The sequence below is a fragment of the Thermomicrobium sp. CFH 73360 genome (genome assembly GCF_023806465.1).
In the GTDB taxonomy this organism is placed as follows: domain Bacteria; phylum Chloroflexota; class Chloroflexia; order Thermomicrobiales; family Thermomicrobiaceae; genus Thermomicrobium.
In genome coordinates this window covers 693,086-713,414 of sequence record NZ_JAMSLS010000001.1, presented here as the reverse complement: position 1 = coordinate 713,414, position 20,329 = coordinate 693,086, and the positions used below count along the sequence as shown (strand labels likewise).

The 20,329-nt window shown below is 61.2% G+C and carries 16 protein-coding genes and 1 other annotated feature; of the genes, 2 read left to right on the top strand and 14 right to left on the bottom strand.

Annotated elements, in window-relative coordinates:
• Positions 1-10: 10 nt before the first annotated feature.
• From NET03_RS13725 to NET03_RS03090, 9 genes are all read right to left on the bottom strand, one after another.
• Positions 11-1,114 carry a M24 family metallopeptidase gene (locus tag NET03_RS13725; protein WP_252127425.1) on the bottom strand — a complete coding sequence of 368 codons (1,104 nt, stop codon included), beginning with the start codon at positions 1,112-1,114 and terminating at the stop codon, positions 11-13.
• Entirely contained in the window at positions 1,111-1,566 is a 456-nt protein-coding gene (gene aroQ / locus NET03_RS03125) for a type II 3-dehydroquinate dehydratase (protein WP_252127424.1), read from the bottom strand. The genes NET03_RS13725 and aroQ overlap by 4 nt, the downstream gene beginning before the upstream one ends.
• Positions 1,563-3,236 (bottom strand): glycosyl hydrolase family 18 protein, encoded by a 1,674-nt coding sequence (locus NET03_RS03120; protein ID WP_252127423.1) that lies wholly within the window; start codon positions 3,234-3,236, stop codon positions 1,563-1,565. Before NET03_RS03120 ends, aroQ begins: the two co-directional genes overlap by 4 nt.
• A gap of 28 nt (positions 3,237-3,264) precedes the next feature.
• Positions 3,265-4,230: a hypothetical protein gene (locus NET03_RS03115; RefSeq protein ID WP_252127422.1), complete on the bottom strand. Its 966-nt coding sequence runs from the start codon at positions 4,228-4,230 to the stop codon at positions 3,265-3,267.
• A gap of 561 nt (positions 4,231-4,791) precedes the next feature.
• Positions 4,792-5,913: a 3-isopropylmalate dehydrogenase gene (gene leuB, locus NET03_RS03110; protein ID WP_252127421.1), complete on the bottom strand. Its 1,122-nt coding sequence runs from the start codon at positions 5,911-5,913 to the stop codon at positions 4,792-4,794.
• Positions 5,910-6,428, bottom strand: a complete 519-nt coding sequence (gene leuD / locus NET03_RS03105; protein WP_353655754.1) for a 3-isopropylmalate dehydratase small subunit — start codon at positions 6,426-6,428, stop codon at positions 5,910-5,912. The genes leuB and leuD overlap by 4 nt, the downstream gene beginning before the upstream one ends.
• A 76-nt stretch (positions 6,429-6,504) precedes the next feature.
• Positions 6,505-7,764 (bottom strand): 3-isopropylmalate dehydratase large subunit, encoded by a 1,260-nt coding sequence (gene leuC / locus NET03_RS03100; RefSeq protein WP_252127420.1) that lies wholly within the window; start codon positions 7,762-7,764, stop codon positions 6,505-6,507.
• Positions 7,765-7,770: 6 nt separating this feature from the next.
• Positions 7,771-9,309, bottom strand: coding sequence for a 2-isopropylmalate synthase (locus NET03_RS03095; RefSeq protein ID WP_252127419.1), 1,539 nt, complete (start codon positions 9,307-9,309; stop codon positions 7,771-7,773).
• A 196-nt stretch (positions 9,310-9,505) separates the two neighbouring features.
• Positions 9,506-9,730 (bottom strand) — a binding site (T-box leader).
• 434 nt (positions 9,731-10,164) lie between these two features.
• Positions 10,165-10,743, bottom strand: a complete 579-nt coding sequence (locus tag NET03_RS03090) for a heme-binding domain-containing protein (protein ID WP_252127418.1) — start codon at positions 10,741-10,743, stop codon at positions 10,165-10,167.
• Positions 10,744-11,048: 305 nt separating this feature from the next.
• Between NET03_RS03090 and NET03_RS03085 the strand changes: the two genes are divergently transcribed.
• Entirely contained in the window at positions 11,049-11,930 is an 882-nt protein-coding gene (locus NET03_RS03085) for a DODA-type extradiol aromatic ring-opening family dioxygenase (RefSeq protein WP_252127417.1), read from the top strand.
• 351 nt (positions 11,931-12,281) lie between these two features.
• Complete coding sequence (locus tag NET03_RS03080) at positions 12,282-13,250, top strand: alpha/beta hydrolase (RefSeq protein ID WP_252127416.1); 969 nt, start codon at positions 12,282-12,284, stop codon at positions 13,248-13,250.
• Between the two features lie 398 nt (positions 13,251-13,648).
• Here NET03_RS03080 and NET03_RS03075 read toward each other — a convergent pair whose 3' ends face one another.
• The 5 genes from NET03_RS03075 to NET03_RS03055 form a co-directional block, all read right to left on the bottom strand.
• The gene (locus NET03_RS03075) at positions 13,649-14,980 is read right to left on the bottom strand and encodes a phenylacetate--CoA ligase family protein (RefSeq protein ID WP_252127415.1); all 1,332 of its coding nucleotides are present in this window, start codon (positions 14,978-14,980) and stop codon (positions 13,649-13,651) included.
• An 11-nt stretch (positions 14,981-14,991) separates the two neighbouring features.
• Positions 14,992-15,849, bottom strand: a complete 858-nt coding sequence (locus tag NET03_RS03070) for an HAD-IIA family hydrolase (RefSeq protein WP_252127414.1) — start codon at positions 15,847-15,849, stop codon at positions 14,992-14,994.
• On the bottom strand, positions 15,830-17,374 hold the full coding sequence (locus tag NET03_RS03065; RefSeq protein WP_252127413.1) for a hydroxymethylglutaryl-CoA lyase-like TIM-barrel protein: 1,545 nt from the start codon (positions 17,372-17,374) through the stop codon (positions 15,830-15,832). The genes NET03_RS03070 and NET03_RS03065 overlap by 20 nt, the downstream gene beginning before the upstream one ends.
• Positions 17,375-17,376: 2 nt before the next feature.
• Complete coding sequence (locus NET03_RS03060) at positions 17,377-17,940, bottom strand: acetyl-CoA carboxylase biotin carboxyl carrier protein (RefSeq protein ID WP_252127412.1); 564 nt, start codon at positions 17,938-17,940, stop codon at positions 17,377-17,379.
• Positions 17,941-18,039: 99 nt separating this feature from the next.
• Positions 18,040-19,854 carry a PEP-utilizing enzyme gene (locus NET03_RS03055; RefSeq protein ID WP_252127411.1) on the bottom strand — a complete coding sequence of 605 codons (1,815 nt, stop codon included), beginning with the start codon at positions 19,852-19,854 and terminating at the stop codon, positions 18,040-18,042.
• Positions 19,855-20,329: the final 475 nt, after the last annotated feature.

The window sequence follows — 20,329 nt, the reverse complement described above, 5'->3', positions numbered from 1 at the left end:
GGACGAGGCTTCATCCTCCTGGCAAAGTGAGACGCTTCGGTGTCCGCGTCAAGACCTCGATCCCCTGCTCACGGATCACCACGAGGTCTTCGATCCGGACACCACCCCATCCGGGGAGGTAAATGCCCGGCTCAATCGTTACGACATGACCTGGCTCGAGGACGTGATCTGCCGCCGGTGAGAGCGACGGTGCCTCGTGGACGCGGACGCCAACACCGTGACCCAGCGAGTGGGTGAACGCGTCGCCGTATCCCGCGCCCACGATCACTTCCCGGGCCAACGCGTCGGCCTCGCGACCAGTCATGCCGGGTCGGATACCCTCCTCAGCCGCCTCAATTGCCGCGAGAACGATTGCGAAGATCTGTTCTAACTGGTCATCCGCCGTACCGAGCCAGACAGTGCGGGTGAGGTCGGCGCAGTAGCCGCCGACGACGGCGCCCATGTCAATGACGATCGGCTCCCCCACCCCGATCGGCCGTTGCGTGGGCCGATAGTGTGGCAACGCACCGTGTGGGCCAGACGCCACCGCAATGGGAAATGCTGTGCCGTCCGCACCGGCCTCCATCAGTGCTCGTTCCAACCGGAGGGCAACCTCGCGCTCCGTCAATCCGGGGCGGAGGTCGGCAAGGACGGCCTCAAGAGCGGTGTCGGTGATTGCTTGCGCCTGTCTGATCCGTTCCAGTTCGTCTGCCGTCTTGATCGCACGCAAGTCATCCACGAGGGAGCCGACGGGAACCAGCTCAACGTCTTGGCCGAGCGTTTCTTCCAGGACGCGAACGTCGCGGTAGAGAATGGCACGGTCTTCAAAGCCGATGCGGCGGGCACCCAGTTCCTGCAGCACTGTCGCATCGCCGCGGGCGAAGTCCCGCTCCCGATCGAAGATGCGGAAGCCATGTGCTTCCTGTTGCGCGAGGGTGCTGTTGAGGCGGCTGGTCACTAAGATCGCTTCGTGCTGGCTGATCACGAGGTGTCCCGCCGATTCGTTCGGGGGAATATCCTCACCAGTAAAGCCACTCAGCCAGAAACGGTTCGAGGGGTGCGTGATGACGATTGCATCGAGTTCCTGCTCGCGGAGCCGCTCGCGAAGCCGCGCGAGCCGCGTCTCGGTGTTCACTTTTCTGCTCCTTCCGCACGTCGTATCAGGTAGGAAAGCGCAAGTTCATAACTCATCGGACCGAAGCCACAGATCTGCCCGACTGCAACCGGCGCGATGACCGAATGGTGCCGGAACGGCTCCCGCGCGTGGATGTTGGAAAGGTGTACCTCGACCGTTGGGGCCGGTACGGCTGCTACTGCATCCCGTAACGCGATGCTGTAGTGCGTAAGTGCGCCGGGATTCAGTACAATCCCCGCAACTTCCCAGCCGTAGCGCTGGATCAGGTCGATGAGTTCTCCCTCGTGGTTCGACTGGGCAGTTATCACCTCGTAACCGTGTGCTGCCGCGAGTTCGCGGAGCCGTTGGTCGATCTCTGCCAACGTTGTCGTCCCGTAGATCCCAGGCTCGCGCCGGCCGAGCAAGTTGAGGTTTGGTCCGTGCAGCACAAGGATCCGCTTGGGAGTGCTCACCGGATCCATCCTTTCGCCCGTACGAGATCGGTGCCGAGAAGCCCCAGGAGCACCCGGTACGGCTCTGGGTTGTCCGGATGGTACTCGAAACGTGCGCGCTCGAAGTACTGCACGGTCAACCCGGTCGCGGGGTCACGGAACGGCTCGGAAATCGGATACCCGAACAAGGCGAGCGACTCTCGGAAAGAGATTCTCGGATCGCCAAACTCCAGGCCGTGCGACTGCCAGTAGGAGAGGAAGGGCTCACAGAGTGTGTGACTGGTCTCTGGGAAAAAGCGGCAGTCCGACGCTGCGGCACTCGCAGGTACCGGCTGGAACGGCTGACTTCCCAGCAATCCCCGCCGTTGTGCGTCTTCTGCCCCAAGGCGGCCAAGCTGAACCTCATAGGGTGTCCCCGCGAGCTCGGGGTGGTATTCGAAGCGCTGTCGCTCGAAGTATTGGACAGTAAACGGCCGCCCGAGATCAGGATTCATTTCGGTGAATTCCTCCGTCAATGGATAGCCGAAGATCGGGAGGCCGCCACTCCGTTCCCAGAAGGCCTTGAAACCATAGGCGAGAGAATGTCCAGTTTCTGCGAAGTAGCGCCGCTCGGGAGTGGAGGGAAACGCGGGGATACGCGTGGCAGGTGTGTTCAGGCGGGCGAGTTCGTTCCAGACGGCAGGGTCCTCGTGGCCGAGTCGCCAGAGCGCTACACCAGCAAGGCCACGGTCCAATGCCAGCTCGAGCCGCGCGGTCACACTGCGGACGTCAGCATGCCAGACTTCGTGCTGGTGCCCCTGATCGTCGGTGTAGCGGATCCAGGCTTCTTGCTCTGTCTCGTCGTATCCACTCGTTGCGCCAGGACGTCTTCGGAGTTCCTGGACGTGGTCAAAGCGGACGGAGCGTGCTGGCGGACCAGCCGTGATGTCCCAGTCGTACCCGTAGAGTGGGATACCGAGGATAAGCTTCTCAGGTGGGATGCGCGTCGTCAAATAGGCAACGACTCGTTGTACCCACGTCAGCGGGGCCACCGGGCCGGGTGAACCACCAGCGTAGTGAAAATCATAGGCCATTACCACAATGTAGTCGTTGACTTCGGCGAGTGCTCGATAGTCATATGCACCACCCCAGGTTGTCGGCGTATCCGAGGTGCGGGCAACGACAGCCTGCGTCACGAGCTTTCCACGCGGATGGAGCTGGGCTGCGAGTTCCCGCATGAAGGCCGTGAGATGGGGTGCATCACTGGCGTTGACTGCTTCAAAGTCAATGTGGATCCCGTGGTAGCCACGCTGCTCAACCAGTGCAACAAGTCGAGCAATGATGGCAGCCCGGCGCTGTGGATCAGCGATGAGCGGCGTGAATTCGTCCCAACGCGGGACGTTCTTGATCATCGGCACGATTGTGAGTCCGCTCTGGCGTAAGAAGCGATCAGCGGTCGGATCGCTGAGTTCTTCGATCGATCCATCGGCCCGCAGTTGGAAAAAATACGGTGAAACGATGTCGAGCGTACCAAGATGGTTCTGGAGCGTTGTCCAAGATGTCCGATCGTAGGTAACGTAGTAGCCCCACCGCAGGAAGGAAGGTGCTGCGCGGACAGACAAGCCTGCTGCAAGAGAGAAAAGGGCGTTCAACGCAATCATCAAGGCGAGAGCAAGGTGGAGTGCTGGTCTTTGACGAGATGTCTGGCCCAAAGCTCCTCCTTTCCTACCCTGAATGCGCTCAACCGCGTGGCGCGGCCTGCGCTGCAACGGCCGGGACTGTGACAGTGATTTCAATTGGCTCCGCATATTCCTCGAACATCGCGGTTCCGCGGAAGCGGACGACTGGTGTGAGGTAGCGCGTACTGCCTTGTCCAGCATCGACCCAGGCGAGCTCCGCGCCCTCGATGCGGGCGGTTCCGCGGAGTGGGAGACTTGCTTGGATAAAGATCGTCTCGTCCACATCGATCGTCCCGCGGCCACTCACGATGTCTTGCCAAAGTGCTTCGGCAGGGCGAAGACTGTAGGTGGAGGGTTCGAGCGCTACTGGCCAGGCCACGAATGCCTGACGAATCGTCCCGTCAGTGGTGATCGTCACGGTTGCACCCGGCAGCGCTGAGAGAACCGGATTCGGTTCTGCTGGGCCAAAGACGACGATCGCTAACCCGGCCTCTGGGAGACGCTCATGCACGCTTCCCACGCCGAGGGGCGTTGTCACGAGCCCGTACTGCACGAGCCAGCGACCGGCTGCTGCGACCAGCTCTTCGTCAGAGCGGAGTGTGGTCGGGCTCGGAGTGAGTGCCAGGATTTGTTCTCCAGATGGTGTTTCTTGCCTCATTTGGGTGGCCGCTTGGTACTGAATCGTAAGCTCGCTAACCACCAACTGGCCGGCGCTACTGCGCACCAGGAAGCCACCACCAGGCGTGGCAACTGCCTCGCCCTCAATTCCGAGCGCGCGCGCGAGGGCGGTGACGCTTGTCTCGTCCCAGCGGCGCGCGACGAGCCGATACACCGGTGCCTCTGCTGGTAATGTCGCGAGGTCGAAACCAAGCTCGTACTGCAGCGTCAACTGGCCTGGCGGATAAGCAGGCTGCGGGAGATTCGGCGCCGGAAGTTCGCCGAAAGCGCCAACCACGACCGGAGGCGGTGGCGTCGGGGTCGGCGTGGGGGACGTCGACGCAGTGGGAGTAACAGCCTCATTGGACATGGGCGTTTCTGCACCAGCAGCTAGTGCTGTCGGTGTGACAACGGGGAGCGGTGAGCCCGGTTCAACTGCGACGGGCGACGGCGACGGTGCAGAGGTGGGTTCTCGCAGGAGGCCACGAATCGTCCAGGCGGCGACGAGGAGCATTGCGACCAGGGCGAGTGCACCGAAAACAAGAGGGCCTCGCGACTGGCCGCCCGCAGCTTGAGGTGCCGGTCTCCGAGAGTGGTTCCTGTTTGGTCTGCGTTGCGTACCTCTCGGCACGCCCCTCCCCTTCCCGCTCGTTTTCAGAGCGTACCACTGTTGCTGCCTGTTGAGCATTTCAGTGACGAGGGATCGCCACTCTCGGGCGCGGCCAGTTTCGACGTGATCACGGTACTCGCTGAAGAGCAGGCTGCCACTCCTCAGAGAGTGGCAGGGTGACGGGATGCCTCCGCAAATTCACTGCCCGCACGATCAGCAGACGCACTGGTGACTGACTGCACGGAAATGGTGAGTCTCACAATAACGAGGAGCTGACCGTCATCCTGGCCAGCTCCCCGCGGACACGCGTTGTATGTCTCGTCAACTGGAGAGGGTTTCCTCCAGGTGCTCAAGGACGCGGTCTGTGAACTGTGCTGTCTTGAGCGCACTCTCGCCGGGGCGCGCCAAGTCGGCGGTACGTGCACCGGCAGCGAGCGCACGGTCAATTGCCTGCTCGACGGCGCTTGCAGCCTGCTCGTCGGCGAGTGTCCAACGCAGGAGCATCGCGACACTGAGGATGGCGCCAATGGGGTTGGCAATCCCTTTGCCTGCGATGTCGGGTGCTGAGCCATGCACTGGCTCGTAGAGCCCGAAGCGGATGGCCGATGACCCGGGACGCTCCGGAGGACGCCCATGGAGACTCGCAGAGGGAAGCATACCGAGGGAACCAGCGAGCACTGCTGCTTCGTCACTCAAGATATCACCAAAGAGGTTCTCCATCACCAGGACATCGAAGTCACGTGGACGTGCAATCAGGCGCATCGCGCAAGAATCAACGAGTTGATGCTCGAGCATGACGTCCGGGTAACGTGCGCTGATCTCGCTGGCGATCTCGCGCCAAAGTGCCGACGTGTTGAGCACATTCGCCTTGTCGACGCTCGTCACCTTGCGGCGGCGTGCTCGGGCGAGCTGAAACGCGAGGTCGACAATGCGAGCGATCTCCTCTTCCCGATAGGGGAGAGTATCGACAGCCCAGCGCCCGCTTGGTTCGCGCCGGAGCTCCGATGGCTGACCAAAGTAGAGGCCACCGGTCAGCTCGCGCACGACGATCAAGTCGACGCCACGCACGACGTCCGGCTTGAGCGGCGTCGCGTCAGCGAGCGCATCAAAGACGCGTACTGGGCGGAGATTGGCGAAGAGACCGAGCTCCTTGCGGAGCCGTAAGAGTCCAGCTTCAGGACGTGCCGCCTTCGGCAGGTGGTCCCATTTGGGGCCACCAACAGCGCCAAGGAGAACAGCATCGACCGCGCGAGCACGCGCGAGTGTCTCGTCGGCGAGCGGAGTGCCATAGGCATCGATCGCGCAACCTCCGACGAGGTCTTCCTCAAACAAGAAGTGGTATCCACGGCGTGTACCGACTGCTTCAAGCACCTGTCGTGCCGCGGCAATGACTTCCGGGCCAATTCCGTCACCGGGGAGCAGCAGTAGGCGTACCTCACTCACTGGCCGGCCTCCGCTGCCTTGCGTGCCTGGATACGCTCGCGGACGGCATTTAGGAGCCCGCCGGCCCGGATGATATGCTGGATGAACTCGTCATATTGCGTCGCCTTATACGTCTTCCCGGTGCGGAGGTTGCGGACGATCCCGTTTTCCGTGTCGATCTCAAGCTCGTCACCAGTCTCGGTTTCGCGCACCGCATCAGGTGCTTCCACAACAGGGAGTCCAATGTTGATCGCATTGCGGAAAAAGATCCGTGCAAATGACTCAGCAACGACCGCTTGCACGCCGGCCGCCTTGATCGCGATCGGAGCATGCTCGCGCGAGGAGCCACAGCCGAAATTTCGCCCGGCTACAATGATATCGCCAGGGCGCACCTTCGCCGCGAACTCAGGATCGATGTCCTCCATGACGTGCTGTGCCAGTTCCTGGGGATCGATGGTCACCAGGTAGCGTGCGGGGATGATGACGTCGGTGTCGATGTTGTCACCAAACTTCCAGACACGCCCGCGCATTGGCACGGGTACTGCCCTCCTCGTCTGCTCAGTGCTCCGCAAGTTGCATCGCGTGGCGAGGGAACCTTCGCCACGCGGACAGTCAGTTTAGCTCGAACGGTGAAGCGACACGTCCAAGAACTGCGCTCGCCGCTGCGACCGCCGGACTGGCAAGAATGACCTCCGATTCCCGGTGCCCCATACGGCCGCGGAAGTTACGGTTCGTTGTGGAGACACAGCGCTCGCCCTTGGCCAAGACGCCCATATAGCCGCCCAGGCAGGGACCACACGTCGACACGGAAAAGACCGCGCCGGCCTCGAGGAAGATATCGACCAGGCCTTCCTTGGCCGCCTGCTTGGCAACTTCTTGACTGCCGGGAATCACGATACAACGCACGCGCGGATGAACCTGCCGCCCCTTCAAGATCTCGGCTGCAATCCGGAGATCGCTCAGGCGCCCGTTCGTACAGGAACCGATGACCACCTGGTCGATAGGAAGATCACGGACTTCATCGGCTGGCTGCACGTTCGATGGAAGATGCGGCAACGCAACGAGTGGTCGCAAGTTGGAGACATCGAACTCAATGACCTGGGCATAGCGTGCGTCCGGATCGCTGTCCACAGGTTCATAGGGTTCGGTTGTGACCTTGGCCAGCCACTCGCGAGTCTTGTCGTCGCAAGCGAAGATCCCCGTTTTGGCGCCGGCCTCAATAGCCATGTTCGCCATTGTGATCCGGTCGTCCATCGGAAGCTCGTCGATGACTGGACCGGTGAACTCCATGCAGGCATAGAGGGCACCGTCAACGCCGATCTGCCCGATCGTGTAGAGGATGAGATCCTTGCCGGTCACGAACGGGGGCAACGTTCCCGTATAGACGAACTTGATCGTCGGTGGCACGCGCATCCAGGTTGTCCCGGTCGCCATCGCGGCGGCGATGTCGGTCGAGCCCATGCCGGTCGCGAAGGCGTTGAAGGCACCGTAGGTGCAGGTATGGGAGTCTGCACCGATGATGACCATCCCAGGACGGGTGAGCCCGTGTTCTGGGAGGACGACATGCTCAATTCCGGCACGCCCGATCTCGAAGTAGATGGCATTCTGCTCGAGCGCAAACTCGCGCATGATCTTCGATTGCTCGGCTGCTTTGATGTCCTTTGCTGGGACGAAGTGGTCAGGGACGAAAACAACCTTTTTCGGGTCAAAGACCCGCTCCACGCCGAGCTTCTTGAACTCGGCGATCGACAGCGGTGCGGTGATGTCGTTTGTCATCACCAGGTCAACTGCAACTTCGACGATCTCCCCCGGCTCCACGCGGCTACGACCGGCCGCGCGAGCCAGGATCTTCTCTGCCATCGTCATGCCCATGGCTCGTCACTCACCTCCACTTACCGAAACAGGTGCCGTCAGGGCAGCACGATTCAAGGCCATCAGATACGCACGGATGCTCGCCTCGATGACGTCCGTCGCGACGCCACGGCCATTATAGACTTGCGTTCCGCAGCGCAGATGGACAGTAACCTGTCCCTGGGCATCCTCTCCTGGGCTGACTGCGTCAACATGGAAAGCCTCAAGTTCACAATGACGCCCAACGAGCCGATCGATCGCCTTAAAGAGTGCATCGATCTGTCCATTCCCGGACGCGGACGCCTCGCGTTCGATCCCGTTGACCTCCAACTTGACCCACGCTTCGGCGCGGCCATCCGAGCCGGAGTGTGCGCGCCAACCCTTGAGCACGAAACGCTGTGGTACTTGGGCCAGCTGGTCCTCGACGATCGCGACGATGTCAGCATCCGTCACCGTCTTCTTCCGGTCGCAGAGGTCGATGAACCGCTGATAGAGCTCCTCAATCCGTTCGCGTGAAAGATCCCCGTACCCAAGTTCCTTGAGTCGGGCGGTAAAGCCGGCCCGTCCGGAATGCTTACCCAGGACAAGACGGCTTGCTTCCCAGCCGACTGACTGCGGGGTCATGATCTCGTACGTCATGCGATGTTTGAGCATTCCGTCTTGGTGGATGCCAGCCTCATGGGCGAAGGCATTGGCGCCGACGATCGCCTTGTTCGGTTGGACATGGATTCCGGTGATCCGCTGAACCAACTTGGAGGTCGGGACGATTTGCTCGGTGACGACGCGTGGAAGGACCCCCCCGAACACATCGCGTCGGACATGCAGAGCCATCACGACCTCTTCCAGCGCGGTGTTTCCGGCCCGTTCGCCGATCCCGTTGATGGTCACCTCGGCCTGACGTGCACCAACGCGGATCGCTGCCAACGTGTTGGCCGTGGCCAGGCCCAAGTCGTTGTGACAGTGGATGCTCACTGTCACCTTCTCGATGCCTGGCGTGTGCTCCATGACGTAGCGGACGAGTTCGGCGAATTCGTGGGGGACAGCGTAACCGACCGTGTCAGGAATGTTGATCGTCGTTGCCCCTTCCTCGATCGCGGCGGCGAAGACGCGGCAGAGGAAGTCCCAGTCGGAGCGGGTCGCATCTTCGGCGGAGAACTCAACGTCGCTCACGTAGCGCTTGGCGGCACGAACCGCAAAGCGAGCCGCCTCGAGAACTTGCTCAGGCGTCTTCCGCAGCTTGTATTCCATATGGATAGGGGACGTGGCAATGAAGGTGTGGATGCGCGGCTGCTCTGCGTGGCGTACGCCCTCCCAGGCTGCGTCGATGTCCTGCTGATTGGCACGGGCCAGCGCGCAGACAGAGACCCCCTTCACTTCTCGACTAATGCGCTGGACGGCGCGGAGATCACCAGGTGAGGCAGCGGGAAATCCCGCCTCGAGAATGTCGACGCCCAGTTTGACAAGCTGCCGGGCAACTTCTACCTTCTCGTCCTCCGTCATCGTTGCGCCTGGTGACTGTTCGCCATCGCGCAACGTCGTATCAAAGATGATTATCCGCTCGCTCATCGTCTCCCTCCAGCTTCTCCTTCTAGAAGGATTTGGCCTCCCAGGCGGGAGGCCGGACGCTTCATCCTTGATTGCATCCGTCACAGCCGTCCCGCGTCTCCGATGGCCCCTCTGCGGGGCCGGCTAAGGGAGAGTTGGAGCAAGCTCGAAATGCCGTGGATCATTGCTGTCCCTCTGACACAACACGGCCCGTCCGCGAAGGGACGGGCCGTTCCCGTGGTACCACCCTACTTGGCCGCCGCTTCATTGAAGCGACGCCCACTCGTTGCGCGTTAACGGGCGCAACCCGGCACCCACTACTTCCTGGGTTCGCGAGTGCAGCTCCGGGACGAGTTCGCGCACCACTCCGGACCGGGCTTCCACCCCACCCCGGCTCGCTGGCCGGATTCGGCGCGCTACTGCTTCCCTTCCGCGCCTTTGTCCAAAAGCCTAGCAGAGCCGTCCAGTGTTTGTCAACTCCTTTGGACGCAGCTGATTCCTGCACGCAGCGCGCTGCAACGCTCCGTGTACTGTGCTGCAAGCCGTGCGGCGGTGAAATACCCGGTCCGGGGCTACCCCCAAAGCTGGGGTTCCTCGGAGTGACATCCCCTGGTCGCTTAGTGAGCGCCCCGCTCTGGCCGAGGGAAATTGCGACACACTCCTCCCTGGCCGAATGTCAGCCGAAGGGATTGCCTCTTCGGGAAGGGGGTGCGCTGCTTCCCTAGCTGGCCCGTGTGGAGTGATACACGGGGCGGGCGATAGTGAACCGAGGCGATCCCCGCTTGCTCGGATCGTTGGTGGCCCATTGCCCGTCCCTCTTGCACTGTCTCGAGCAAGAGTGCCTCCCAAGGCAATAGGCGGCTCACTGGCTAATCGTCAGGACAGGCGAAGGGCAATTGCACGAGGGATAAGACTTTCTTCGCTTTCATTCTCCTCGTTCTGTCTACCCGGGGTGCCCTCCCGACCTGGGCCTTCTCCGCCTTCGCCGAAAGTAGCAAGAAGACCTTGGATCAGCTGCTGTTGCTCTTGTGGGGAGAATCGTGCTTCTGGATGGAGCGGTAAGTAGAACCAGGGCGGCATTGTTCCCTTTTGAATCGTTTCGGCGGATTCATCGCATTTCTGCTCGCCACCAACGCCCCACTCGGAGACGTTGCATTTCTGTCGCCCCTCGGTGACGTCGCGGTAGGCGAGAAAGGCCACTGGCGCAACATAGGTGTACCAACGCCAGTTCGTCTGATTCGAGTGACAGTCACCGCAGGCACGCATGAAGAGTTCGCGCGTCTGCGGGCTGTCCCACGGGGGTTCTGTGACTACCGGCGGGTTGCTCCGCGGTAGTGCCAAGGCCACTCCTTGGAGAATGACGAAGACAGTGACCAACGTGCCCCCAAGAATCAGTGCGATGCGCCGCACCCACCGTGACTTTGCCTCTCGGACGGTGGTGACCGAATTGCTCATCTCGACCCCCTTACCCTTTTCCCCACCATATGAGTGGTCACTTGTCGAAATCGAGTATCGGTTGTGAATGTAAACGGTGGGTAACTGGTTGGCGACGCTTGGGGGTTAGGGAAAGTTTCCAAGTTCCAGAATGCCTAGACGGAATACCCGCTCTTTGTTGAGCTCGCAGCCCAGTGAGAACCAGTGCTGTATGCTTCCTCCGCGCCTGGAAATACGGGGCTCTTGCGCCGCTTCGCTGTGGGGCGGTCGTTGCGCTCCTCCTTGGTGCCGTCGATACTACGTCCGACGAGTGAGAGGAGTGGACGATGGGAATCGTTTTCGGAGCGGTTGCCCCCCACGGTTTTCCAATTATCCCGGAACTCTCTGCGGATGCGGAGGGTGGTCTCCAAACGCGCGCTGCGATGTTCCAACTGGGAGAGCGTTGCGCCGCTGCCCGGCCAGATGTCCTGGTGGTGGCCACGCCGCACGGAGTCCGCGTGGACGGCATGGTTTGCCTAGCCTACACAGCGCGCGGTGCGGGAACGTTACGCTGGCATGGGCGGCAGATTGAGATGAATGTGCCACTGGATCGTGTGGCCACGGAGGGGATCGCTGCTGCGGCGCGTGAACTCGGGGTACCGATCGCACTGGCCGGATTTGCCGGAAATCGTTGGGACCAATCAGTGATTCCGCTCGACTGGGGGACCATGACTCCACTTTGGTTTCTTGGTCACGGGCGCAATCTAGTTGGGTATGGGGACGTCCTTGCGCCGCCGCCCGAAGAGAACAGCGGCCCGCCGGTCGTGATCGTGACGCCATCGCGACGTGTCGCGCGGGAGCTCCTGGTGACGTTCGGCGAGGCAGTGGCGTTGGCGGCCGAACGTGACGGGCGACGGATCGCCTTTATCGCGAGCTGCGACTGGGCGCATACACATCGGGCAGACGGCCCGTATGGCTTCCACCCGGATGCAGCAGTGGTCGACCAGCTCGTTGTTGAAGCGCTTCGGGCAAACGATCCTGGTCGGCTAATCGATCTTCCGGACGAGCAGGCGACGAATGCCGCCATTGACGGTTTGTGGCAGACACTAATGCTCGCCGGGATCATGCGACGAGTGCCACTGCGTGGTGAGGTGCTCTGCTACGAGGCACCGAGCTACTACAGCATGATTGTCGCAGCTTTTGAACCGATTCAGTCAAGTCACACTTGAGGCGTTAGCCATAGCGTAGGACGGTCAGGCTACATGTGCTCATGCTCCTGGTTGCTGTCGCCTGGCCGGAGCCGTGCACGGAGCGTCGGGGGAGCAGTGGGTGAAGAGGTAGACGCGAGCCACATGAGGTGCTTGGGTACCCCTGACGACATGGGAGAAAGTCGACTCCAGAACGCCGAACCGGTGAAGAAGTGTGGGGATTTACTGAAACGCGTGATGGTCCCAGGATGACTGGCACGCGACGTGTGATCGGTGCCGGATGACCTACACAGCTGGGCACTCCTTGCGGACCAACCGGTGGTGCAGGAGGTTCCAGGCGTCAGTGATGTTCAGGCGAAGCGAGGTGCAGCGATGTCTGTCCTGGACCGGCTCGATCCGGAACTTGCTGAGGCGCTCGCGGCAGTACCGGAAGAGTTCTTACTGGATCTTCGTGACATTCCTCTGGCGCGTCAACGACTTGCGGTCCTGCGCGAGACGCTTGCCCAACTCGCTCCACCACTACCGTCCGACGTTGCGATCACAGATGAGTTCGCGTCAAATGTAAAGGACGGTACAGCCGTCCGTGTGCGCCTCTATCGTCCGGCAGGGTTGCGCGGACCGCTTCCGGCGCTCCTCTGGATCCATGGTGGTGGGTACGTGATGGGCTCGCCGGAGATGAACGATTTGCAGTGTGCGGGGTTCGCCCACACGTTGCCCGCTCTGGTTGCCTCGGTCGATTACCGGCTTGCACCGGAGCATCCCTACCCGGCACCACTCGAGGACTGCTACGCAGCGCTGCATTGGCTTGTTCGGCGGGCAGCGGACCTTGGCGTTGATCCCCAGCGAATCGCGATCGCTGGGGCGAGTGCCGGCGGTGGGCTCGCCGCAGCACTCGCACTTCTGGTGCGTGATCGGGGTGAGTTCACGATACGTTTTCAACTGCTGATCTACCCAATGCTTGATGACCGGAATGAGACTCCGTCAAGCCGTGAGATCACCGACCGACGACTGATCTGGACGCGGGAGTGGAACCAGATCGGTTGGCAAGCCTATTTGGGCTGTGAGCCGGGGAGTTCCGATATTCCGGCCTATGCGGCACCAGCCCGTGCGGAGATTCTGGCGGGATTGCCGCCCGCGTACATCATGGTTGGGACCGCCGACCTCTTTCGCGACGAAGACATAGTCTATGCGCAGCGGTTGATGCAGGCGGGGGTGCCAACGGAACTCCACGTCTATGCTGGTGCGTTTCATGGCTTCGATGCCTTTGCGCCTTCAGCCTGGATCAGCCAGAGAGCGAGTGGGGAGGTTTTGGCAGTGCTGAAGCGTGCATTGGCAGGCTGAGGAGCGAGTCGGTCATCGATTGACAGAGGAGACGTCCATCCACCGCAGATGGCTCAAGATCTTGGTAGCTGGCGCAAGCAGCGCTGTGAATCGGGCCCGTCCTCTTGGTGCAGAGAACAGTGTTCAGCGGCCGTGGCGCAGGAGCACGCGCGTATCGCGCAGCGGTGCCAGATCAGAGCGTGCGGTGATTCTCTGCTGCAAGGACAAGCTTCCCGGCTGACGTTCCACCGCGCAGGCAGAGGGGTGTGTGAGCGTGTGCTCGTCGGCGCTCTTCTTCGAGGAGACGTGGCTGTCAGACTCCGAGAGACGTGTGAGGACAGTGAAGGTAGAGCTGTGATTCTGCGAGGACAGGAGTGGGGGTGGGCCTTGGAATGGAAACAGAGTGAGAAAGGAGCGATTTATGCTTCACTGCGGACGATAACTTGACGCTTCATCGTGCCAGTTGGTGTGAGTTCCCCTTTGGGAACGAGTTGGACGGCAGCACGGAAGATGAGCTGGGCACGGATCGCCTCTTCGAGATCCCGCTTGAGCTTGTGCAGGTCACCGGGCTCCGGGCCGAGCTCTACGACGATGGGGACAGGGGGATCAATAGGCAGCCCGCGGGCTGGCAACCGGATCTGGAATTCACCGGTGACGCGCGGGCGGAAGGAGGCGATGACGTCAGCGACCGCACTGGGGAAGACGTTCACGCCGCGGACGATAAACATGTCATCGACACGGCCGACGCAGCGGATCCGGATCCCAGTACGGCCGCATTCACATCGCCCTGTTCCCTCAATTCGTACGAGATCGCCAATTCGAAAGCGAATCAGTGGGACACACTCGCGTTGGATTGCCGTGTAGACGAGTTCAGCCAGCATTCCTTCCTTCGGCTCGATCGGATGACCGGTCTCGGGTTCGATGAACTCGGCGATCACGAAGCCTTGTCCGACGAAATGCATGCCGGCCTGTGCTTCGCACTCCGTCCAAAGGATCGGTGCGAAGTCTGCAGTTCCCATCGCGTCGTAGACCTTGCAGCCCCAGGTTTCCTCGATCTGCTGGCGGATTTGGGGGACACCAGCTCCAGGCTCGCCACCCAACGCCATCGCTTTGATGCCGAGCGAGGCCGGATCAATCCCGAGCCGCTCGCGGGCGACATGAGTGAGGAAGTTGACGAAGGTGGGGCTTGAGACCATGTAGTCGACCCCGGCCCGCTGGATCACGTTGAAGGTTCGTGTGGCTTCCATCGTGCCGGCCGGATAGACCGTCGCCTGAATCGTGCGAAGTGCCTCGTAGAAGCTCAGTCCGGCGATGTACCAGCCCAAGGTCACTGCAAGCCAAACACGTGTTCCTGGTCTCACGCCGGTGGTCCAGAAGAATCGGGCAAGAACCTCATTCCATGCTCTGGCATCTGCCTCAGTCAATCCGACGAGCGTTGGTTGACCCGTTGTCCCCGAGGACGCATGGATCCGGACAACCTCATGCAATGGGACACAGGCATGTCCGCCAAGCGGTGGGTAATCTTGCTGTGTGCGTCGCACCTCATCTTTGATGGTGAATGGAAGTTGATGTAACGAGTCGCGTCCAATCGTCAGTGGATCAATTCCGGCCTCGCTGAGCTTCTGTCGGTAAAACGGCGAGCGTTCCCACACCCAACGGAGCTGCCAACGGAGCCGCTCGTCTTCCAGCTGCCAGAGATGTTCTGGATCAATGGTCTCCATGACCTCATTCCAGTACCGTCGCTCGGCCATGGCCCAGCTCCTCACTCGTCCGGGGCATCCTCCTTCGCACCAATCGCCTGGAGCAACACCAGTAGCTCGTCGACACCGCGGAGCACCAGGTTACCGATCTCTGGGGTCTCGATTGGTTCGCTGCCCCGACCGGTTCGAACCTGGATCGTCACCGAGCCGGCTTCCCGGCCCATCCGAAGTTCAAGATCCGGATCGTCACCGACGACCGCGACATCGGCTGGAACGGTCCCAAGGAGCCGAGCGACGGCGCGAAGCGCCTCAACCGATGGTTTGCCGACGACACGCGGCGCTTTCCCCGTCGTTTCGGCGATCGCTACTGCGATCGACCATGACCAGCCAGGCCGCAGCCCCTGCTTCGAGACAAACACCCGAGCAGCCGAGGTGACCAGAAGATCGGCCCCGTTCCAGACGGCTCGGCACGCGATGTCAAGTTGATCATACGTCAGCGAGCGACTCCATCCAACCAGGACAACGCCAGCGTGCTTGCCGTCCTCTCCCTCGACGACCGGGATCCCGCGGGCCTGAAGTGGCTCCCGCGTGCCTCTTTCCCCGAGGACGAAAACGGCGCGGCCCGGATAATCTGTCGCGATGATCTCGGCTGCGGTGACTCCGGTTGTGACCACTTGCCAGTCCGCCACCGGAAGTCCAGCTGCTCGCAGACGTGCAGCGTATGTCCCCGGGAGTTCGGTGCTCCCGCTGGTGAAGAGTGCGAACGGGTACCCGTTCTGGTTGAGCCAGGTGAGGAGTTCGACTGCACCAGGTAAGGGAATCGCGCCGCTCCAATCAGCGCTCTCCGATATGATCAGGGTACCGTCGACATCGAACACGAATGCACGGACACGGAGCAGGTCACGCGGGGTGACGGTCATGCGGGACACTCCCCTCCGTCGACGCTGGTACGCTCAGGGGCAGCCCGTTCTGCCGGCGAAGCGTAAGACGAAAACCGTCCTTCTCGAGGTGGAAGTAGCTGATCGATGGTTTCCGGGCGACTTCGGCGATGAGCTGTGCGATCGGATGCGTGAGGCTGTTCCCGGTCGGCGCAGGGTGGCCCATCTTGCGGGCCAGTGCCGCATCGACCTGGTCTCCCGGGAGGGCCCACCGTAGGAGGAGCTCCTCATCTGAGATGGTCGCACCGAACGTGCGCCGCAGTTCCTCAAGAGTCGGCTCGGGGAGAGGAACGTCGAGTTCCCGCGCACGTGGGAGAGAGAGGACACGTTCCTTCACCCAAGGGTCGATCGGTGCAGGAGGTGGGCCGAAGCGGCCAAGGACGTACTTGATCACCTCGTCTGGCACCTTCTCATAGCGCTCACGTGATTCGATATTCAAGAGTGCCTGGGTGGCGACGAGCTGCGAGTAGGGTGTGACCATGATCGGGTAGCCGAGCTCCGCTCGTACCCGGACAATCTCCTCCAGCACTGCATCGAAACGGTGTTCTGCTCCTACCTCTCTCAGATGTCGTTGGAGAGTCGTGATCATCCCGCCAGGAACCTGGTGACGATAATAGGAGACATCGTATTCCAGTGGGCGTCCGACCGGGAATTTCTTGCGGCGTGCCAAACGCTGGAGATACTCGGAGACCTCGGTGAGCGGTTCGAGCTCGATATCGACCTCAAAGCCGAGTTCCCGCAGGTTGGCCACTGTCCGGTAAATCGATGGTAGTGAGGTGCCTTCGGCGAGTGGTGGGATGGCCGTGTGCACTGTCTGAACACCCAGCTGCACGGCGCGGAGGTAACACAAGGGTGCCATACCCATGGTGCAGTGTGAATGGATCTCAAGCGGCATATCGTCACCGAGTGCTCGTCGGAGTGCCGGTACGATCGTCTCAACCCGCTCTGGCGTGAGAAGTCCGGAGGGATCTTTGATGTAAACCGTATCGAGAAGTTGGCGTTCCCGAGCGAGTTCCTCGGCGCAGCGGACGTAGAACTCGTCCGTATGAACTGGGCTGATACTGTAGACGAGTCCGGCGACGACCTGTTCTGCTCCTTCCTCGCGCGCGATCCTGGCAGCCTCGAGGAGCGCACTCATGTTGTTCATCGGTTCAACGATCTGAATGCGGCGAATGCCGTGGCGGACCATGATGCGCATCGCTAAGCGGATGATGGCCCGTGGCGCAGGTTCCCAAGTGATGAAACGCATGCCGGTGGTCATAAAGATGAGAGGGGTGTTCGGCAGAAGCTGGCGGGCAAGTCGGATCTTCTCATAGGGGTCTTCTCGGTGATAGCGCACGCTGATTGCCATGTGGGTGCTGGTCGTGAAGTCGATGCATTTGAAACCCGCTCGATCAAGCCAAGGGGCGACGTCGACGATTGTCCGCGTATCGATCCCGATCGCGCTCCAGAGACTCTGGTTCCCGTCACGGAGTGTCACGTCGATCAACTGGATGCGTGGTGCCATGACTAAGCTCCCTCAGAGGCGTCTGGTGCCGACGACGGGCTGGCATCTTCGCTCGGGCGAACGAGGAAGAGCGGCTGGCCGCGGTCGACTGCCTGGCCGTTCTCGGCGCAGACTTCGACAATCTCGCCGTGGACTCCAGCCAGGACAGAGTGCATGAGCTTCATCACTTCGATAATGCCCACCACCGTGTCCTCCTGCACAGAACTCCCGATATCGACGAAAGGTGGAGCGCCGGGACGTGGCGCGCGATAGAAGATGCCCTTGAGCGGTGCGGAGATTGGGATGAGGCGATCTGCCGCTTTTGATGCTGGGGGCGGCTTGTCTGGCTTGGCGGTCGGTGGCGTGGCTTGGGCAGTTGCCTCACTGACCGGTGCCGCTCGTGGAGGCTCGGAGCGTGTCTCCGCTGTGTGCACCGGATTTTCCGGTGGAGCTGGAACTGTCGTGCTGCTTCCCTGTCCGCGGCGCACGATTAGTTTCAGCTGTGGTGTCTCGAGGTAGAGTTCATCAAACGAAGACTGCTCGAGGATTCGAAGAATCTCTTGCACGTCCTCAGGTGTCAGTTCCATCTGCTCCTCCCGTGTTTCCTTTCCGAGCGTACTGCACCAACAACCACGGGGTCGTCGTGAGACGGCCCGTGGCGGAGCTGAGAGCGTCGGTCTCACTGGTCAGTCGAGAAGCGTTACCGTCCCCTCGTTTCCATCCACACGCAGTCGCTGACCTGTTCGAATTCGCTTCGTTGCCACACCAGTGCCGAGAACGGCAGGGACGCTGTACTCGCGGGCGACGATCGCCGCGTGGGACATGACCCCACCGATATCGGTGACGATGCCGCGGACCTTGGCGAAGACGGGTGCCCAGCTTGGCTCGGTGACGGAGCAGACGAGGATCTCGCCGTCCTCAACAGACTTGAGCTCTGCGACATCGAAGATCACACGGGCCGGCCCCTCGACAATGCCTGGAGAGGCCGCGAAGCCGCGCAAGAGATTGCCTTCGTCCTTGGTGATCCAGGCACGCAGGCGTTCCGGTGTAATACCCCACAGCATCACGATGGCTGGATCGGCGATCTGCTCCGGAACGATCCCGAGGGCTGGCGGCGGATTAAACGCGCGCAGCTTGGCCAAGATGGCTTTACGCCGTTCGATAACTGCTGGCCAATGCTTCGGCCCATAGGGCTCGGTGCCGATCGACCACCCAAGCAGGAGATCGGTGAGCGCTTGGCTGACCTCAGTCCAATGCAAGTAAAAGAGATCGTCGACCTCGCGGAAGAAGCCATGCTCGACGAAAAGCACGCCCAACTCCCGCAGCTTATTCCACCAGACGCTCATGAACCAGTGGTCGACCCAGAACTTGTGATCCTCGATCGCGTAATACACCTGACGTACGAGCGCCAGGAGCTGATCGAAGGCCTGGCGGTCGGCCTCACTTGGGAGGAGGGCGCGATATTCGGCGGTGATGCGATCTCGCTCCTCACGCACCTGGGAGGTATCCCGCTCGATCGACTCACCGCGTGCGACTCGCTTCACGTATTCGATGAGGATTGGGAAGATTGGGCTCGGATCGTCACGCCAAGCGCGGAACTGGTGCTGGAGGCCGTCACCGGCGTTGATCCAGAACCATGGTTCGCCGCGCTCATTCCACTCTTGCAGCCAAGTACGCCCGTTCTCGTGCTGCTCGAGATCCGTGAAGACCTCCCGCCAGGATCGTCCTTCACGGAACTTCTCAACGAGACCGAGTTCCACAGCGCGCTGCGCGAGGGTGCGGAGTTCCTTGTCGGGGCGCATCATGCTGACGTCGATACCAGAAACCATCAGGGTGATCTGCTGATCCGGGATCTCCGGGAAGTAGCGCTTGCAGAAGTCATAGAAGGTGAGGTATGCGGCAAAACCGATCATCACGATCTCGCAGTGGATCTGGGCAATGCGGAAGAGGCTTTCGATGACGCGGTTATAGCTCTCGAAGACCGTCATCGAGGTGCCGATGCCGCGATGTGCGAAGACGAGTTCCTCCGGCTCGATCTCCGGCAAGTGGGGGAAGCGGATCGCTTTCAGCGCCTCAATCTCATGAATGACGCGCTGCTTCCAGTCTTCGTAGATCGTGCTCCAGTTCTCATAGTAATGGCCGGCACGGCGTTGGAACAGTTCCACGCGTTCCTGAATCTTCTGGGGATCGAGGACGGGAATGCCGCTGATGTAGACGTACCCGTTGAGGACCCGGAAGTCGACCCCCATCGCTGGGGGAATGCAAAAGAAGCGGGCGTTCATCTCACCTATTGCAATGTAAAACGCCTCGGCGGTAATCACGTCGAAGGGTGAAATGGGTTCAGGAAAGTGCATTCCGTTATAGAACCAGAGCCGTGACTCCTCTGATTCGCGACGGGCTTCGGAAAAGCGCATGTACGCAGGGTACATTTCCTCCCAGCCCTCGCAGCCGGCTGGAGTTTCAACTTCGAATGGGCTCGGAAAGCGCAGTGTTCCGCTCATGCATAACCTCCGCTCTCCTCACGGCTGCACAGTGCCCATGTTCGGGATATCGCCTCGGCCGGATCTCTACCGCTCTTGCTCCAGTGGTGCGCTCGATGAGCCGCAACGGCATTGCTGCAGAAATTCTGGAGGCTTGCCATGAGCGCTCAGTGAATGCCTCTCAAGGCGCCTGATTCACGTTCACTCGAGTCCGTCGCGGTGCGGATTCGGCCTCGACTGCTCGTATCCCGTCCACTGAGCTTCAGAGATGAAGATTAAGGCGAATAAGCCAACGTGTCAAGCACAGAATCTCCAAGAGGTGTGGTCACGACTGGAGCGGGTCGGGTCGGTGTGGCAATGCGTGGAGGGACGCTTTCCTGCGCCGTGCGGGGTGTCTCCCCCACCCGTTCCTGGGTGACGAACGTGTTCAGTGTGGATGTTGCGCTCGGAACATGCAGGGTACAACGTAGACAAAGGCGTCCCATGCCCGCCGCAT

Bases quoted from the DNA above. Each gene is read 5' to 3' on its own strand.
- NET03_RS03115 (WP_252127422.1), bottom strand. From the start codon at position 4,230: ATGTCCAATGAGGCTGTTACTCCCACTGCGTCGACGTCCCCCACGCCG.
- leuC (WP_252127420.1), bottom strand. From the start codon at position 7,764: ATGGGCATGACGATGGCAGAGAAGATCCTGGCTCGCGCGGCCGGTCGT.
- NET03_RS03095 (WP_252127419.1), bottom strand. From the start codon at position 9,309: ATGAGCGAGCGGATAATCATCTTTGATACGACGTTGCGCGATGGCGAA.
- NET03_RS03090 (WP_252127418.1), bottom strand. From the start codon at position 10,743: ATGAGCAATTCGGTCACCACCGTCCGAGAGGCAAAGTCACGGTGGGTG.
- NET03_RS03085 (WP_252127417.1), top strand. From the start codon at position 11,049: ATGGGAATCGTTTTCGGAGCGGTTGCCCCCCACGGTTTTCCAATTATC.
- NET03_RS03080 (WP_252127416.1), top strand. From the start codon at position 12,282: ATGTCTGTCCTGGACCGGCTCGATCCGGAACTTGCTGAGGCGCTCGCG.
- NET03_RS03075 (WP_252127415.1), bottom strand. From the start codon at position 14,980: ATGGCCGAGCGACGGTACTGGAATGAGGTCATGGAGACCATTGATCCA.
- NET03_RS03070 (WP_252127414.1), bottom strand. From the start codon at position 15,849: ATGACCGTCACCCCGCGTGACCTGCTCCGTGTCCGTGCATTCGTGTTC.
- NET03_RS03065 (WP_252127413.1), bottom strand. From the start codon at position 17,374: ATGGCACCACGCATCCAGTTGATCGACGTGACACTCCGTGACGGGAAC.
- NET03_RS03060 (WP_252127412.1), bottom strand. From the start codon at position 17,940: ATGGAACTGACACCTGAGGACGTGCAAGAGATTCTTCGAATCCTCGAG.
- NET03_RS03055 (WP_252127411.1), bottom strand. From the start codon at position 19,854: ATGAGCGGAACACTGCGCTTTCCGAGCCCATTCGAAGTTGAAACTCCA.